At 66.8% G+C, this 16,000-nt stretch carries 11 protein-coding genes; 6 read left to right on the forward strand and 5 right to left on the reverse strand.

The genetic code is table 11. The annotated features are described in order from the left end of the window. Window positions 1-10: 10 nt before the first annotated feature. From AC5P99_RS00410 to AC5P99_RS00420, 3 genes are all read left to right on the forward strand, one after another. The gene (locus AC5P99_RS00410; protein WP_005414428.1) at window positions 11-661 is read left to right on the forward strand and encodes a response regulator; all 651 of its coding nucleotides are present in this window, start codon (window positions 11-13) and stop codon (window positions 659-661) included. 209 nt (window positions 662-870) lie between these two features. Beyond that, window positions 871-1,164, forward strand: a complete 294-nt coding sequence (locus AC5P99_RS00415; protein ID WP_495212791.1) for a transposase — start codon at window positions 871-873, stop codon at window positions 1,162-1,164. Beyond that, window positions 1,161-2,021 (forward strand): IS3 family transposase, encoded by an 861-nt coding sequence (locus AC5P99_RS00420; RefSeq protein ID WP_495212792.1) that lies wholly within the window; start codon window positions 1,161-1,163, stop codon window positions 2,019-2,021. The genes AC5P99_RS00415 and AC5P99_RS00420 overlap by 4 nt, the downstream gene beginning before the upstream one ends. A 467-nt stretch (window positions 2,022-2,488) precedes the next feature. Here AC5P99_RS00420 and AC5P99_RS00425 read toward each other — a convergent pair whose 3' ends face one another. Together AC5P99_RS00425 and AC5P99_RS00430 are read right to left on the reverse strand one after the other, a co-directional pair. Then, window positions 2,489-5,131, reverse strand: coding sequence for a hybrid sensor histidine kinase/response regulator (locus AC5P99_RS00425; protein WP_227843772.1), 2,643 nt, complete (start codon window positions 5,129-5,131; stop codon window positions 2,489-2,491). A gap of 66 nt (window positions 5,132-5,197) precedes the next feature. Then, the gene (locus AC5P99_RS00430; protein ID WP_005414426.1) at window positions 5,198-6,367 is read right to left on the reverse strand and encodes an OprO/OprP family phosphate-selective porin; all 1,170 of its coding nucleotides are present in this window, start codon (window positions 6,365-6,367) and stop codon (window positions 5,198-5,200) included. 332 nt (window positions 6,368-6,699) lie between these two features. Between AC5P99_RS00430 and AC5P99_RS00435 the strand changes: the two genes are divergently transcribed. Both AC5P99_RS00435 and AC5P99_RS00440 read left to right on the forward strand, forming a co-directional pair. Next, window positions 6,700-8,043 (forward strand): dicarboxylate/amino acid:cation symporter, encoded by a 1,344-nt coding sequence (locus AC5P99_RS00435; protein ID WP_005410972.1) that lies wholly within the window; start codon window positions 6,700-6,702, stop codon window positions 8,041-8,043. A 230-nt stretch (window positions 8,044-8,273) separates the two neighbouring features. Further along, a complete protein-coding gene (locus tag AC5P99_RS00440) occupies window positions 8,274-10,565 on the forward strand; it encodes an NADP-dependent malic enzyme (RefSeq protein WP_005410971.1) in 2,292 nt (763 codons plus the stop codon). Window positions 10,566-10,708: 143 nt separating this feature from the next. On the opposite strand, the gene AC5P99_RS00445 is transcribed toward AC5P99_RS00440, so the two are convergent. From AC5P99_RS00445 to AC5P99_RS00455, 3 genes are all read right to left on the reverse strand, one after another. Then, the gene (locus tag AC5P99_RS00445) at window positions 10,709-10,933 is read right to left on the reverse strand and encodes a hypothetical protein (protein ID WP_495212793.1); all 225 of its coding nucleotides are present in this window, start codon (window positions 10,931-10,933) and stop codon (window positions 10,709-10,711) included. A gap of 353 nt (window positions 10,934-11,286) precedes the next feature. Continuing rightward, window positions 11,287-12,030 (reverse strand): basic secretory protein-like protein, encoded by a 744-nt coding sequence (locus AC5P99_RS00450; protein WP_032966989.1) that lies wholly within the window; start codon window positions 12,028-12,030, stop codon window positions 11,287-11,289. Next, window positions 12,027-15,371, reverse strand: a complete 3,345-nt coding sequence (locus tag AC5P99_RS00455; protein WP_495212794.1) for a GH92 family glycosyl hydrolase — start codon at window positions 15,369-15,371, stop codon at window positions 12,027-12,029. Before AC5P99_RS00455 ends, AC5P99_RS00450 begins: the two co-directional genes overlap by 4 nt. A gap of 421 nt (window positions 15,372-15,792) precedes the next feature. Between AC5P99_RS00455 and AC5P99_RS00460 the strand changes: the two genes are divergently transcribed. After that, window positions 15,793-15,990, forward strand: coding sequence for a zinc-finger domain-containing protein (locus AC5P99_RS00460; protein ID WP_005410967.1), 198 nt, complete (start codon window positions 15,793-15,795; stop codon window positions 15,988-15,990). Window positions 15,991-16,000: the final 10 nt, after the last annotated feature.

Here is a 16,000-nt window from a genome sequence, read left to right on the forward strand (position 1 = left end):
CAATGGCGGCATGAGCGAATACACCATCCTGATCGCCGATGACCACCCGCTGCTGCGTTCGGCGGTGGTGCAGTCGTTGCGGCAGAGCCTGCCGCTGGCGCAGGTGCGCGAGGTCGCCAGCGCCGAGGCATTGGCCGAAGCGCTGGATGCCCACCCGGATGTGGACCTGGTGCTGCTGGACCTGACCATGCCCGGCGCGCATGGTTTCTCCGCGCTGCTGCACGTGCGCGGCTCGCATCCGGACATTCCGGTGGTGATCCTCTCGTCCAACGACCACCCGCGGGTGATCCGTCGTGCCCAGCAGTTCGGCGCGGCTGGTTTCATTCCAAAGTCTGCTCCGGCCGAGACCATCGGCGAGGCGGTGCAGGCGGTGCTCGATGGTGGCCTGTGGTTCCCGGCGATGGCCGCCGAGCGTTCGGAGGCCGATGCACTGCTGGCCAGCCGCCTGGCCCAGCTGACCCCGCAGCAGTTCCGCGTGCTGCTGTGCCTGGCCGATGGCCTGCTCAACAAGCAGATCGCCTACACGCTGGGGTTGGCCGAGAACACGGTGAAGGTACATGTCACTGCGATCCTGAAGAAGCTCGAATGCCACAGCCGCACACAGGCAGCGGTACTGGTGAAGGCGCTGGAGCCTGAGGGCGACGCCGGCATCGGGTTGTAGTTTCCAGCCAACGGCGCAGCCCCTCGTGGGTGGGTTTGGGTTGGTCGCTGAAAGCAGAAGCTGCGAGCGGGTCGGTCGAGTTGGGTGCGCGGGGGACGCCGTGAATCCGTCCCTGGAGGCTTGGCAGCCGCATCCATGCGGCTGACTGATCTGGCCCCCCGTCAGCGGACGCCAAGAAGCGATACTTTGATCGCACTTGGAGGTCCCTTATGTCCCGTATCACCCGCCGTAGCTACACCGATGAGTTCAAGCACCAAGCCGTGGAGTTGGCCGAGTCGCTCGGGCCTGCCGCAGCGGCCCGTCAGTTGGAGATGTCGGTCAAGACGCTGGCAAACTGGCTTGACGCGGTCCGTGCTGGCCGGTCGTTGACCTCTGAGGCTCGCAGGCCAGCCACCGACCTGGAAAGCGAGATCAGCCGCCTTCGGACCGAGAACGCCAATCTTAAGATGGAGCGGGAAATCCTAAAAAAAGCGGCGGCGTTCTTTGCCAGAGAGTCCAAGTGAGGTACGCCTTCGTCGCCAGTCAAAGGACTCACTACCCGACCAGGTTGTTGTGTCGGGTTCTTGGGGTTTCTGTCTCTGGATTCCATGACTACCTGCGCCGGCAGTGTGCCCAAACGTGCGATGTCGATTCGGCCCTCCGTACCGAGCTTCGGGCCATTCATGTGACCAGCAAGCGCAGTTATGGGCGACGTCGGCTGGTCAGGGCCTTACGAGCCAGGAATCATCCAGTCGGCCACAAGCGCGTGGCACGGTTAATGGCCGAGGAGCGAATCCAGGGCAAGACCAAAGGCCGATTCCGACCCAAGTCCTCTGGCGGCTCATCTCAGCTCGCCCCCAACCTGCTGGATCGGCAATTTGCCCCCGGAACCGGACCGACGGCGTGGGTCGGGGATATCACGTATGTCCCCACCCGCCAGGGATGGCTGCATCTGGCCGTGGTCATCAGCGTCCAGACCCGGCAGGTGCTGGGTTACAGCGTTTCCAAGCGTCTGACTGAAGAGCTGGTGGTGAAAGCACTTGCCAATGCTTGGGCTCTGCATCCACAACGACCCGGCCTGATCTTCCATTCAGATCGTGGTGGGCAGTACTGGGGAAACGAGTTTCGCCAGCTGCTGCAGTCCCATGGCGTGGTCCAAAGCATGAGCCGGCCTGGCAATTGCTGGGACAACGCGGTGGCCGAGAGCTTCTTTGCGACGCTCAAGACAGAAGAGGCTGCCGAGCCTTACGCCAGTAGGGAACAAGCCAGCCAGTCCATCGCTGCTTACATCCACGGCTTCTACAATCCAGCCCGGCTACACTCGGCGCTGGGCTACCACTCGCCTAACAACTACGCCCGGCAGCTCCGAGCTGCCGCCTGAAACGGCTTCATGGCGTCCGTTTTCAGGGGGTCAGATCAGACACCCCCGCGCACCCAACCCGACCGGCCTCTGACAGATTTCGGTGGCCTGCCACCCACGGAGAAGAAAAAAGATCAAAAGCAAAAGCAGGCTGTCAGGCCGCCTTTTGTAGAGCCGAGCCCACGCTCGGCTTCGCGGACCGGCCGGAAAGCAGCCGAGCATGGGCTCGGCTCTACACGAGCAAGCGCAGCGCGCGACCCGCTTTTGATCTTCTTTTTCTTCTCCGTGGGTGGAGAACACCTGTGAACTGTCAGCGGCCGGGTGGGTGGGCAGTGCGGGGTGTCCGCGGCATGGATGCCGCGGCCAAGCCCCCAAGGACGGGTTTACGGCGTCCCCGTACTACCCACCCACCTGGCCAGCCCTCAGCAATCCGGCTTTCCACGACCAACCAGACACCACCCACGAGGGGCTGCGCCGTTGGCTGGAAACTACCCGCGATGGCGGATCAACAGCTGACTCATCAACGCCCGCAGCGCCGGCGGCTTCACCGGCTTGGCCATCATTCCCCAGCCGCGCTCGGCGGCCATCTCACGCAATCCCGCATCGCGCTCGGCGGTGACCAGCACCACCGGTGGGCGGGCCTGCCACAACTCGGCCAGCGTCTCGTACAGCACCGGCCCGTGGTGATCGCCCATGCGCACATCCAGCAGCACCAGCTCCGGCACCGCGCCTGTTGCCGCCAGCTGCAGCGCCGCCTGCGGGCCGTCGGCCAGCGCCACCTCGCAGCCCCAGCGCTCCAGCAGCGCGCGGCTGGCGGCGCAGACGTGCGGATCGTCGTCGATCACCCACACCCGGCGACCGCGCAGCGGATTGTCCGCGGCCGGTTCCTGCACCAGCACCGGCACAGGAGCAGTAGCGGGAATCGCGCTGGCTTCGCCGAACGGCACGCCCACCGCGAACACGCTGCCCTGGCCCAGCTGCGAGCGCAGGCGGATCGGGTGGCCGAGCAGCCGACCGATGCGGTCGACGATCGCCAGGCCAAGGCCGGCGCCGCGCTGCTGGCCGTCGTGCAGGCGGCGGAACTCCTCGAAGATCTCGCCCTGCAGCGCATCGGGAATGCCGGGGCCCTGGTCGTGAACTTCGATCCACAGCAGGCCTTCGCGGCGACGGCAGCCGAGCAGCACGCGGCCACGTTCGCTGTAGCGCAGTGCGTTGGACAGGAAGTTCTGCAGGATGCGGCGCAGCAACGCTTCATCGCTGACCACCACCGCAGCGGTATCGACCCAGTCGACCGCCAGCCCGCGTGACTGCGCGGCGATGCCGAACTCGCGTGCCAGCGTCTGCAGCAAAGGCCCGAGCCGGAACGCCTGTACGCGCGTGGGCAGGCTGCCCGATTCCAGGCGCGCGATATCCAGCAGGCTGTTGAGGATCGCATCCTGCGCGGCCAATGCAGCATCGATGTGGTCGCTGGTCTGTTGCTGCGCCGGGTCACTCAGCTTGCCGCGCAGCACCGAGACGAACATGCGCGCCGCGTTGAGGGGCTGCAGCAGGTCGTGCACGGCCGAGGCAACGAAACGGGTCTTGTAGCGGTTGGCCTGCTCGGCTTCGCGGCGGGCTTCTTCCAGATCATGGGTGCGCTCGGCGATGCGGTGCTCCAGCGCATCGGCCAGGGAGCGCAGTTCGCGCGCGGCGTTCTTGTAGCTGGTGATGTCGGCATAGCTGGTGACGAAGCCGCCGTCAGGCAGCGGATTGCCACGGATCTCCAGCACCGTGCCGTCGTCCTTCTCGCTCTCGCGCATGTGCGGGCGGCCGCTGCGCAGGTGGTTCAGGCGACGCTCGATTGCTTCATCGACCGGGCCCGGACCGAGCAGGCCACGGCGTGCGTTGAAGCGGAACAGTTCCTCGATGGGCCGGCCGACGCGAACCAGGTCCTGTGGGAAACGGAACAGTTCCAGGTAGCGCGAGTTCCACGCGACCAGGCGCAGTTCGCGGTCGATCACCACCACGCCCTGCGGCAGGTGTTCGAGGCTGCGGCTGAGTCCGCTGTCGGCGTCGGTGGCCGCCTGCAGCAGGCCATCCTGTGCGGTGCGCAGTTCCTGTGCGTGCTGCTTGAGCAGGGTTTCCAGTTCGCGGCGGCTGCGCAGGCGATGCTTGGCCAGGCGTCGGCGCTGCTGCACGAACAGCACCAGGAAGCCCAGCGCCAGCCACGCGGCACCGCCGGTGAGGGCGGCCGCGCGACCGGCGGCGGTGGCGGCGCTGGCGTCGTGCAGCAGATGCAGGTTCCAGCCTTCGGCGGGCAGCGGCAGGCTTTGCCACAGCATCGGCTGCGGCAGTGCGGGATCGAGCAGGCGCACCATGCGGCCACCATCGGCAAGCACGTCTTCAGTACGCGCGCGCAATGGCTGCAACGCGCGGTCGGCGTATTGGCGGGCGTCCAGCATTTCGCGGCGCTCATCGGCGCCCAGCGGGCGCAGCAGGCGGTAGCGCCAGCTGTCACGGTTGGCCAGGAACACCACGTCATGGTCGTCGCTGGCCAGCACCACGTCCGGGCTGCTCAACCATTCCTGCTCCAGCGCCGACAGCTCGACCTTGATCACCACCACGCCGAGCCGCTTGCCATCTTCCTCGATGGCCTGCGACAGGTAGTAGCCGGGTACGCCGGTGGTCATGCCGATGCCGTAGAAGCGGCCGCGGCCCTGCGCCAGTGCCTGCCGGTAGTAGGGGCGGTAGCTGTAGTTCTCGCCGACGTTGCTGGTCGGCTGGTCCCAGTTGCTGGCCGCCACTGCCACCCCGTCGTGGCCGACCAGGGTCAGGGTCGAGGCACGGGTGACTTCATTGGCGCGTTGCAGCTTGAGGTTCAGCCGCTGCTGTTCGGTGGGCGAGGGCGGCACACGCAGGGCGTGCAGCAGATCCGGATCCAGCGCCAGTACCTGCGGCAACGTGCCGAAGCGGTCGATGCGCTGCTGCAGGCCCTGGCCGTACAGCTGCAGCTGGCGTTGCACCTGGCTGCTTTCCTCGCCGAGGGCGCGCCGCCAGGCGTAGTGGCCGGCGGCGACCGCGCACAGCACGGTGCCACCGACCATCACCAGGATGGTCAGCAACAGCATCCGGTGGCGGCTGAGCCAGTACATGGCGGCAGTCTACGCAGGGCCGGCGGGCGTGGCGTGCACGCCCGCCGGGATCTGACGTGGAAGGGGTCAGAAGTGCATCTGCGCGCGCAGCTCGAAGATCTCCGGCGTGCTGTGCACACCGCGACGGCTGGCGTCGACCTTCACGTAGTTGGCCTGGAACTTGAAGTGGCTGGTCAGGTACCAGTTCGCGCCCAAGGTCAGGTCGTGCTGGCGGCCACCAAGGATGCTGCCATCGTCCAGGTCCATGCGGCTGTAACGGGCCACCAGTTCCACCGCGCCGTAGTCGTGCGCCGGCTTGATGTTGGCCACGGCACCTGCGTTGTACGGGCGCGACTCGCCGGTCAGCACCCAGCTGGCCATCGCGTACTGGCCGCTGCCGGTGTAGTCGGGCTTGCCGTCATGGCGGGTGACCGTGGCGCGCAGGGCTTCGGCCTGCAGCGAGAACGGGCCGCGGATCCAGATGCCTTCCAGGCCGGTGCGGCGGATCTGGTCGGCGGTGACCAGGGCGCCGGAATCGACGTAGCGGATGTCGGTCAGGCCGGCTTCCGGGCGTGCGCGAAGACGCGCGCTGGCCTCGTGGTGCACGTCACGGCCATCGCTGTAACCGCGCGGATTTTCCTGCGAGTAGGCCAGGCCCAGGTGGATCACGTCACCGGGCGCCTTCACCGGGGTCCACACCGCACGTACTGCCTGGGTGGTGCCGGGGTTGTCACCCTGCAGGTCCTTGCCGCCATAGGCGCCGGCCTGCAGCAGGTACTGCGGGCGCTCCAGCACCCATTCCACGCCGGTGCGGCGGCCTTCGTAGAAGGCCTGCACGGGCAGCGCGGTTTCCAGGAAGCTGCCGGCGCGCGAAGAGGTGTTCGCATCCAGGCCGACCGGGGTCTTCATATAGCCGAAGCGGAAGCGGCCGATGTCGCGGCCGAAGAAGGCCTTGCTCTCGAAGCGCACGAACACGTCCAGCCAGGTATCGGACTGGAAGTCGTAGTAGACCATCGCGTCGTAGACGCCCTTCTTCTTCAGCGTCGCACCGAACTCCTTGCGGCGCACGGCGTCGTCGTCCTCCAGGCCGCTGCCCGAGGAGAAATCGTTGTAGTCGTAGGCGATGTTGGCGGTAGCGGCCAACTCGGTGCCGTCGCCGAAGGCGTACTTGGTCGGCCAGTTGTCGAAATCGGCAGCCGAAGCGAAGGCGGGAAGCGCGGCCAGCGACAGGGCCAGCAAGGTGGGAATCGGGCGCATGTTGGGTGCGGCTCTCTCAGATTGCGTGTGGACAGGACAACAACGGCCGCAGGGGCCGAAACTTTCGCAATGACGCGCCCGGCCGTTCAGCACGGGCCACCGGCCTCCCCAGGATCGGGCGGTGCGGCGCCAGTGTAGGCATCGCCGCCACCTGAACCGGGGGGCTAGTACCAATAGGTTATCTGCGCCGGCGTGCCCGGCGCGTACAAAGGCGTCCATTGGTCGCACCTCCTGCGCATGCAGCACAGGGCCTGCGATCAGTTTCCACGGTAACGGTTCCCGTGCTGTCCCGGGGCCGTACGTGCCTGAAAACGCCCCTTCCGGAGTCCGCCATGCACATCCCGACCGCAGCCCCGGCGCCTGCAAAGCCGTTGCCGATCTATCGCCAGCTGTATTTCCAGGTGATCGTGGCGATCGTCCTGGGCGCCATCCTCGGCCACTACGAACCGCTGATCGGCGAGAAGATGAAGCCGCTCGGCGATGCCTTCATCAACCTGGTGAAGATGATCATCGCGCCGGTGATCTTCCTCACCATCGTCACCGGCATCGCCAGCATGACCCACCTGCGCACGGTGGGCCGGGTGTTCGCCAAGGCGATGGCGTACTTCCTGTTCTTCTCCACGCTGGCACTGATCGTGGGCATGATCGTGGCGCACGTGGTACAGCCCGGCGCCGGCATGAACATCAACCCGGCCGAGCTGGACCAGACCGCGGTGCACAGCTACGTCGAGAAGTCGCACGACCTGACCCTGGTCGGTTTCCTGATGGACATCATTCCGAAGACGCTGGTGAGCGCCTTCGTCGACGGCAACATCCTGCAGGTGCTGTTCATCGCGGTGCTGTTCGGCATCGCGCTGGCCTCGGTGGGCGAGAAGGGCAAGCCGATCCTGAACTTCCTGGAGGCGCTGGTCGCCCCGGTGTTCAAGCTGGTGCACATCCTGATGAAGGCCGCCCCGATCGGTGCCTTCGGCGCCATCGCCTTCACCATCGGCAAGTACGGCGTCGGTTCGCTGGTCAACCTGGCGTGGCTGGTGGGCTCGTTCTACCTCACCGCGTTCCTGTTCGTGGCAGTGATCCTCGGTGTGGTCTGCCGACTGTGCGGCTTCTCGGTGTTCAAGCTGGCGCGCTACCTGAAGGCCGAGCTGCTGCTGGTGCTGGGCACTTCCTCGTCGGAGTCGGCGCTGCCGTCGCTGATGGAGAAGATGGAACGCGCCGGTTGCAGCAAGTCGGTGGTGGGCCTGGTGGTCCCGACCGGCTACTCGTTCAACCTGGACGGCACCAACATCTACATGACCCTGGCGGCACTGTTCATTGCCCAGGCCACCAACACCGAACTGACCCTGGGCCACCAGATCGCCCTGCTGCTGGTTGCCATGCTCAGCTCCAAGGGTGCGGCCGGCGTCACCGGTGCCGGCTTCATCACCCTGGCCGCCACGCTTGCGGTGGTGCCGGAGGTACCGGTGGCCGGCATGGCGCTGATCCTGGGCGTGGACCGTTTCATGAGCGAATGCCGCTCGCTGACCAACTTCATCGGCAATGCGGTGGCCACCGTGGTGGTTTCGCGCTGGGAAGGCGCGCTGGACCGCAACCGCCTGCAGCTGGCGCTGGATGGCCGCGAAAGCGAGCTGCCGCCGCCGGTGGACGCACTGCCCGAGGCGCTGCCGGCCAAGGGCTGACCCAGGTGTGTGGTACCGCGGGGCCGATCACGACAGTGGTACGGCCCCGCGGCGTTTCAGGGCGTCCCATGGCTGTCATCGGGGGCGCCGATGCTGGCATCCCGGTACCGTCGCATACGGCACGGAATTGTGCAGTCGCAGCATGCCTGCGACAGGATAGCGACAGGTCCAGACGCTCCAACGGGGGTATCATCCCCTGTCCCTTCTGCCCATTCATGTAACCCACATCGATGTCCAACGAAGATTTCAAACAGGCCGCCCTCGATTACCACCGGATGTCTCCGCCGGGAAAGATCAAGGTTTCCGCTACCAAGCCCATGCTGACCCAGCGCGACCTGTCGCTGGCGTATTCGCCGGGCGTGGCGTACGCCTGTGAAGCGATCAAGGCCGACCCGCAGCAGGCCAGCGAGCTGACCGCCCGCGGCAACCTGGTGGCGGTGATCTCCAACGGCACCGCGGTGCTGGGCCTGGGCAACATCGGCGCGCTGGCCGGCAAGCCGGTGATGGAAGGCAAGGGCGTGCTGTTCCAGAAGTTCGCCGGCATCGATGTGTTCGACATCGAAGTGGATGAAACCGACCCGGACAAGCTGGTCGACATCATCGCCTCGCTGGAGCCGACCTTCGGCGGCATCAACCTGGAAGACATCAAGGCGCCGGAATGCTTCGTGGTCGAGCGCAAGCTGCGCGAGCGCATGAAGATCCCGGTGTTCCATGACGACCAGCACGGCACGGCGATCATCGTCGGTGCGGCCGTGCTCAATGCCATGGCGATCACCGGCAAGAAGATCGAGGACGTGAAGCTGGCGACCACGGGCATGGGCGCGGCCGGCATTTCCTGCGTGAACATGCTGGTGCAGCTGGGCCTGAAGCCGGAAAACATCCTGGCCTTCGACCGCGAGGGCGTGATCCACACCGGTCGTACCGACCTGGATCCGGAAAAGCAGCGCTATGCGCGCGACACCGACAAGCGCACCCTGGCCGAGATCGTCGACGGCGCGGACATCTTCCTGGGCCTGTCGGCACCGGGCATCCTGACCGCCGACATGGTCAAGACCATGGCGCCGGACCCGGTGATCTTCGCACTGGCCAACCCGACCCCGGAGATCATGCCGGAGGTGGCGCGCGCCGCGCGTCCAGACGCGATCATCGGCACCGGCCGTTCGGACTACCCGAACCAGGTCAACAACGTGCTGTGCTTCCCGTACCTGTTCCGCGGTGCGCTGGACGTGGGTGCGACCGCGATCAACGAGGAAATGAAGATCGCCTGCGTGCGTGCCATCGCGGCGCTGGCCCGTCGTGCGGCCACCGACATGGGCTCGGCCTATGGTGGCGAGACGCCGAGCTTTGGCCGTGAATACCTGATCCCGCGCCCGTTCGACCGCCGCCTGCTGGTGGAGTTGTCGGCCGCCGTGGCCCAGGCCGCGATGGACTCGGGCGTGGCCTCGCGCCCGATCGAGGACATGGGCGCCTACCGTGACAAGCTGGCCCAGTTCGTCTACCGCACCAGCCTGATGATGAAGCCGGTTTACGACCGCGCGCGCAGCGACAAGCAGCGCGTGGTGTACGCCGAAGGCGAAGAGGAAGTGGTGCTGCAGGCGGTACAGAACGTGGTCGACGACGGCCTGGCACACCCGATCCTGATCGGCCGCCCGGAAGTGATCGAATCGCGCATCGAGCGCCTCGGCCTGCGCCTGAAGATCGGCGAGAACGTTGAAGTCACCAACATCAACGACGACCCGCGCTTCAACGAATACTGGCAGTACTACCACGGCCTGACCGGCCGTCGTGGCGTGACCGTGGCCGCGGCGAAGAACCTGATGCGTTCGCGCCCGACCCTGATCGCGGCGGTGATGGTGGCCCGTGGCGAAGCCGATGCGATGCTGACCGGCATCGTCGGCCGCTTCCACAAGAAGCTGGGCTACGTGCGCAGCGTGCTGCCGCTGGAGCCGAAGGTCACCTCGACCTCTGCGATGACAGGCGTGATCAACCAGCAGGGCGTGTTCTTCTTCGTCGATACCCACGTGCAGGAAGACCCGACCGCCGAGCAGCTGTGCGAAGCGACCCTGCAGGCGGCCTACCGCATGAAGCTGTTCGGCATCGAGCCGAAGGTGGCGCTGCTGTCGCACTCCAACTTCGGCAGCCACGATTCCAAGGACGCGCTGAAGATGCGCCAGGTGCGCGAGCTGCTGCTCAAGCGCAACCCGCGTCTGAACGTGGACGGTGAAATGCAGGGCGACACCGCATGGGATGAAGCGCTGCGCCAGAAGCTGCTGCCGGGCTCGACCCTGCAGGGTCGCGCCAACCTGTTCGTGCTGCCGAACCTGGAAGCGGCCAACATCGCCTACAACCTGGTGCGTGTGTTCACCGACGGCGTGGCGATCGGCCCGATCCTGATGGGCGTGAACAAGCCGGTGCACATCCTGACCACCAGCGCGACCTCGCGCAGGATCCTGAACATGACCGCGATTGCAGCGGTGGATGCGCAGATCAGGAAGCAGCTGGAAGCGGAAAAGAAGGCGTAAGCCTTCTTTCCGGCGACAGCTGCAGAAACGCGCCCTCCGGGGCGCGTTTTTGTTTCCGCAAAGCGGAAACGGGTAGAGTCGACTGTTAGTCGACTGCTCTTGATTCGGACGCCGAAAATCCCGCGCGATCGCGCGATAGTCGACTAACAGTCGACTCTACCGGTCCCGATGCCGGTCCCGATGCCGGTCCCGATGCCGGTCCCGATGCCGGTCCCGATGCCGGTCCCGATGCCGGTCCCGATGCCGGTCCCGATGCCGGTCCCGATGCCGGTCCCGATGCCGGTCCCGATGCCGGTCCGGATGCCGGTCCCGATGCCGGTCCCGATGCCGATCCCACCGCTGCCACACGCGCTACGCAACCCGGTCATGTCCCTGCAACGCCGTTGCGGCCCAATACGCCCACGCGGCCCGGCCGTGGGAAGGGACCGGACCGGCCTTCCCACCCTGGGCCCGACCAACTTCTCACGGGCGAGGGTGTCATGCGCAATCGAGTGACGCGGCGGTACTTCCAGCAGCTGTTCGCGCTGTACGCCGGTTTCGTGCAGTCGCGCTGAGGCGTAGACGCCAGCGAGGTAGAGTCGACCGTTGGTCGACTATCGCGCGAAGCGCGGGGTTTTCGGGGGCTGTACGAAAGGCAGTCGACTAACAGTCGACTCTACCCAGTCGACTCTACCCAGTCGCCGCAATACCCAGTCGCCGCAGTACCCAGTTGATCGCCCAGTCAGCGCCGCTTGCCGCGGCGCGCTGGTGCCGGCGGCGGTGCATCCGAACGCGGCTTGGCGTACTGCGTCCACAGCGCCGGCAGTGCCTTGCCGGTGTGCTTCTGCCACAGCGCCGGCGTATAGCGGCCGTCGCGCAGGGCCTTGTCCAGCGCCAGCACCAGGCCGGGATACTCGGCCTCGGCCCATTTCAGGAACGCACCGGTCACCCGGTAGCCGCTGTCGAAATTCTGCCCCTTCTCGACCTTGCCCGGCAGCACCCAGCCTGCGGCGGCATTGTCCATGCCGTAGCGGTCGCGTGCGTAGTCGGCGATGCCTTCCACCAGCCAGCCCGGCACCCGTGCATCGCCGTAACCTGGATAGCCCTGCACGATGTGCATCGCCTCATGGGTGACCAGGTCGATGTCGTTCGGGTGCTGCGCCAACCAGCCTGGGTTGATGGTGATCGTCGCTGCCTGGTCCTTGTCGCCGACGAAGGCGATGCCGGTGTAGGCCGGATCGATCACGATGCGCACCATCGCCGGCGCGGCCGGGTGGAAGTCCGCGCGTTCGCGCAGGTAGGCGAAGAAGAACGTATCGATCACCCGCTTGCGCTGCGGCGCGGCCAGGGCGCCACGGGCGTCCTGGTAGTTCAGCGTCACGCCGTCGCGGGTCAGCTGCGTATCGAACGCCTGGGTCTGGCCGAAACTTGAGAAGGACAGGGCAACAAGGGCCAGAGGCAGAAGACGGTAGCGCATGCGGCTCATTGTACGGTGCCGGCCGCCAGCAGTTCGATCTCCGCCAGTGGCAGCCGTGCCGGTGCCGCCAGGCGCAGGCGGTATTCGCTGTAGCGGCCGGGTCTGGCGATGCGGAACGGACGGGTCTGGCGGGCGGATTCGAAGTCTTCGCCGCTGCGCTGGTCGAGCACGGTCCAGCTGCCGCCGCCGTTGCGCGCCTCCAGCGTCCACTCACCGCCCTGGATGCGGCCGTCGCCGCTGGTGAGCGTGTACATCGTCGGCGTGCCGTCGCTCAGTCCGGTCAGCGCGATGGTTGCGCCGCCGCCCAGGCCCACGGTGGTACTCGCATCGTCATCGACCAGTGCGGGCAGGGCGCGGCCATCGGCCAGCGTCGCCTTCGCGCCGCTGCCGAGCAGGTCGTGCAGCAGCTGCGGGCGCTGGCCGCGCGCGGTCAACGAGCGCGGCACATCGTCCACGCCGCTGCCCCAGCGCGAGGGACGGGGTCCCATCACGAAGTCGAGGGTCGCGCCCTTGGCGATCAGGTCGTGTGGCACCCAGGTCTTCGTCCACGGCTTGCCGTTGATCTTCAGCGACTGCACGTAGACGTTCTCGCGCGAGTTGTTGGCCGCGTTCACGGTCAGCACCGCGCCACCCTGCAGCTCCACGCGTGCATGTTCGAAGGCCGGCGAGCCGATCACGTACTCCGGGGCGCCCATGCGAAGCGGGTACAGGCCCAGCGAGGCCAGCACGTACCATGCCGAGGTTTCGCCGTTGTCCTCATCGCCCGGATAGCCCTGGCCGATCTCGCTGCCGACGTACAGCCGCGACAGGATCTCGCGCACGTGCTGCTGGGTCTTCCACGGCTGCCCGGCATACAGGTACATCCACGGGATGTGGTGCGCCGGCTGGTTGCTGTGCGCGTACATGCCCATGCGCACGTCGCGCGCTTCGGTCATCTCGTGGATGGTGCCGCCGTAGGAGCCGGCCAGTGCCGGGTCTGCGGTTTCCGGCGTGGCGAAGAAGGTATCCAGCTTCGCCGCCAGCTTGTCGCGGCCACCGTACAGCGCGGCCAGGCCTTCGCCGTCATGGGCGGCAGTGAAGGCGAAGGTCCAGCCGTTGGATTCGGTGTAATCGTGGCCCCACACGCGCGGGTCGTAGTCCTTGGCGTCCACGCGCCAGCGGCCATCCGCCTTGCGGCCCTGGAAGAAGCCGGCGGCAGGGTCGAACATCGTCGCGTAGCTGGCAGCGCGGTGGCGGAAGTAGTCGGCTTCGGTGCTGTAGCGCTCGCGTGCGGCCGGCGTGGCCGCGCGCTTGGCCAGCGCATCGGCCATGTTGGCGATGCCGAAGTCATTGAGTGCGCCTTCCATCGTCCACGACATGCCCTCATGCACGTCGGCGCTGGCGTAGCCCCGGAAGGTCGAACGGTCCATGCCCTTGCGGCCGACATGGCGGTCGGGTGGTACCACGGTCGCGTTCTTCAGCGCGGCGGCGTAGGCCTCGCCCGGATCGAAGCCGCCGACGCCCTTCAGCCACACATCGGCGAAGGCCACGTCCGAGCTGGTGCCGACCATCAGGTCCGCGTAGCCCGGCGACGACCAGCGCGCGATCCAGCCGCCAGCGCGGTACTGCTCGATGAAACCCTGCACCATCTGCCCGGCATCGTCGGGCGTGAACAGCGCGTAGGCCGGCCACGTGGTGCGGAAGGTGTCCCAGAAGCCATTGTTGACGAACACCTTGCCATCGCGCACGGCGGCAAAGGTGCGGGTCGCGCTGCCATCGGTGTTGTCATCGCTGGCGCTGGCCTGGTTGGCGTAGCGCCACTCCGGTGCGGCGGCGCTGCCCACGTTTTCATGGCCGGAATTCGGGTACAGGAACAGCCGGTACAGGCTGGAATACAGCGTGGTCTTCTGGTCGTCGCTGGCATCGCCGATGTCGAAGCGGGTCAGGCGTGCGTCCCATGCATCCTGCGCACGGCCGGCCACGCTCTCCAGCGTATCGGTGGCGGTGATTTCCAGGGCCAGGTTGTGTCGTGCCTGCTCCACCGAGATCAGCGAAGTGGCGATGCGCATGGTCACCCGCCGGTCGCTGCCGGCATCGAACTTGATGTAGCCGGTCGGGCGGCCGGTGCTGAGGCGCCCACTGCTGCGCCACGGCTTGTCGAAGCTGGCCACCACGTACATGCGGCTGGCACCGTTGGACAGGCCGCTGCGCGTGTCGGTGTAGCCGGACAGCGTCTGCGTGGCGGCGTCCAGAGTCAGGCCACCACGGGCATCGACGTTGTCGAACAGCAGGTTGGCGTCGCCGTCCTCCGGGAAGTCAAAGCGGAACAGCGCGGCATGGTCGGTCGGCGCGATCGATGCCGCGACGCCGTTGTCGAAGCGCACGTCGTAGCGGTAAGGGCGGGCGCTTTCGTGGCTGCGGTCGAACGACAGGGCACGTTTGCGACGGTCAGCCTCCGGCACGCCACGACTGGCCGATGGCATCACCTGGAAGGTCTGGCGGTCGCCCATCCACGGGCTGGGTTGATGGCTCAGCGCAAGCGCCTGCAGCTGCGGACGGTTCTGCGCGTCGTTCTGCTCGTTCCAGCGGTACAGCCAGTTCAGCGCACCGGCATCGGTGACCGGGGTCCAGAAGTTGAACCCGTGCGGCACCGCCGTGGCCGGGAAATTGTTGCCACGCGAGAAGGTGCCGTTGGCCTGGGTACCGCGGGTGGTCAGTACCCAGTCGGAGACGCGCGCTGGCTGCTGCCGTGGCACTGTGTCCAGGCGAACGTCATCAATCCAGCCGGAGACCGGTGCGCCGTCGGCACTGGCCACCTCCAGTTCGATCGCCACCACGCGGCGGCCCTTCAGCGCGGGCACATCGCCCAGCCGCACCGCCTTGCGCGCCCATTGCTGCGGGTACAGCGTCTTCGACGCGCCCTGCGCGCGGGCGCCGAGGGCCACCCCATGCTGGTCACGCGCAGCGCCGGCCGAAACCCGACTGCCGTCGTCCAGCAGCAGGTCCAGAGACACATAGGTCGAAGCCACGGTGTCCTTGCCGACGATCTCCGGCAGCACCAACCACGACAGGGTGGTATCGGCCTCGATGGTCACGTCCGCCTTGAACAGTTCGCGCCGCGCATTGCCACCTTCACTGCTGTAGCGCAGTGCGTGCAGGCCGCTGTAGCCGACATTGCGCTTGGCGGCGTAGGGCGCCGCGGGGCCATTGCCGATCGTGACCTGCAATGCGCCTGCGGCCGGTTCCGGAGCCGGCTGGCCCGGCTCGAACGAGCTCTGCAGTCCCTGTGCCAGCACCGGCATCGCGGTAGTCGCACAGGCCAGGGCCAAGGCGAGCGGAAGCAGGGCGCGGCGTGGATCGGACAGGGTCATGCAGGGGTCTCCCGGAAGGGCTGGCGGCGGGCAGAACCCGCATCGGCGGACACCACGGACGGCATCGCTCCGCCCGCCGGGATGGCAGTGGAAGAGGCGATGCCGGTCCGGTGGGGGCGGGCCATGCGATCGGGTCGGATTGGGGCAGGCCGGTTCACGACCTGGCCCGATCCTGCAACAGCCGTGGCAACCTGACAAGTGCCATTTAGTTCGATCCAAATGCGGTAAATATCGTTGTCGGTGGTTTCCCGGGGTGAATCTGCAGGATCGGTCGGGAATTCCCACCGGCACCTCATCCCGAAGTGGCATGCAAGGTCGCAGGGAATCGGCCCGATACGCGCAAAGACCCGTTGCGGCGCAATGTCGGGGCGGCCTGGATGCTAGAATCACAGGCCTCGCAACCCGTTCATCGACATCCGCCATGAGCCATACCGCCACTGCGCCCGCCAACGCCGAGAAGCGCTACACCGTGCACCGCAGCGATCTGCCGCTGAGCTGCCCGACCCCGGAAATGGCGCTGTGGAACTCGCATCCGCGCGTGTACCTGCCGATCGAAGACGAGCCCAATGGCGAAGCGCAGTGCCCGTACTGCGGTTCCGTGTTCGTGCTGGCCGACTAAGCGGCCGCCC

The organism is Stenotrophomonas sp. YJH_SMC_80 (assembly GCF_059372495.1).

Coding starts and splice junctions, on each gene's coding strand:
- AC5P99_RS00410 (WP_005414428.1), top strand. CDS start 11: ATGAGCGAATACACCATCCTGATCGCCGATGACCACCCGCTGCTGCGT.
- AC5P99_RS00415 (WP_495212791.1), top strand. CDS start 871: ATGTCCCGTATCACCCGCCGTAGCTACACCGATGAGTTCAAGCACCAA.
- AC5P99_RS00425 (WP_227843772.1), bottom strand. CDS start 5,131: ATGTACTGGCTCAGCCGCCACCGGATGCTGTTGCTGACCATCCTGGTG.
- AC5P99_RS00430 (WP_005414426.1), bottom strand. CDS start 6,367: ATGCGCCCGATTCCCACCTTGCTGGCCCTGTCGCTGGCCGCGCTTCCC.
- AC5P99_RS00435 (WP_005410972.1), top strand. CDS start 6,700: ATGCACATCCCGACCGCAGCCCCGGCGCCTGCAAAGCCGTTGCCGATC.
- AC5P99_RS00440 (WP_005410971.1), top strand. CDS start 8,274: ATGTCCAACGAAGATTTCAAACAGGCCGCCCTCGATTACCACCGGATG.
- AC5P99_RS00445 (WP_495212793.1), bottom strand. CDS start 10,933: ATGACCGGGTTGCGTAGCGCGTGTGGCAGCGGTGGGATCGGCATCGGG.
- AC5P99_RS00450 (WP_032966989.1), bottom strand. CDS start 12,030: ATGAGCCGCATGCGCTACCGTCTTCTGCCTCTGGCCCTTGTTGCCCTG.
- AC5P99_RS00455 (WP_495212794.1), bottom strand. CDS start 15,371: ATGACCCTGTCCGATCCACGCCGCGCCCTGCTTCCGCTCGCCTTGGCC.
- AC5P99_RS00460 (WP_005410967.1), top strand. CDS start 15,793: ATGAGCCATACCGCCACTGCGCCCGCCAACGCCGAGAAGCGCTACACC.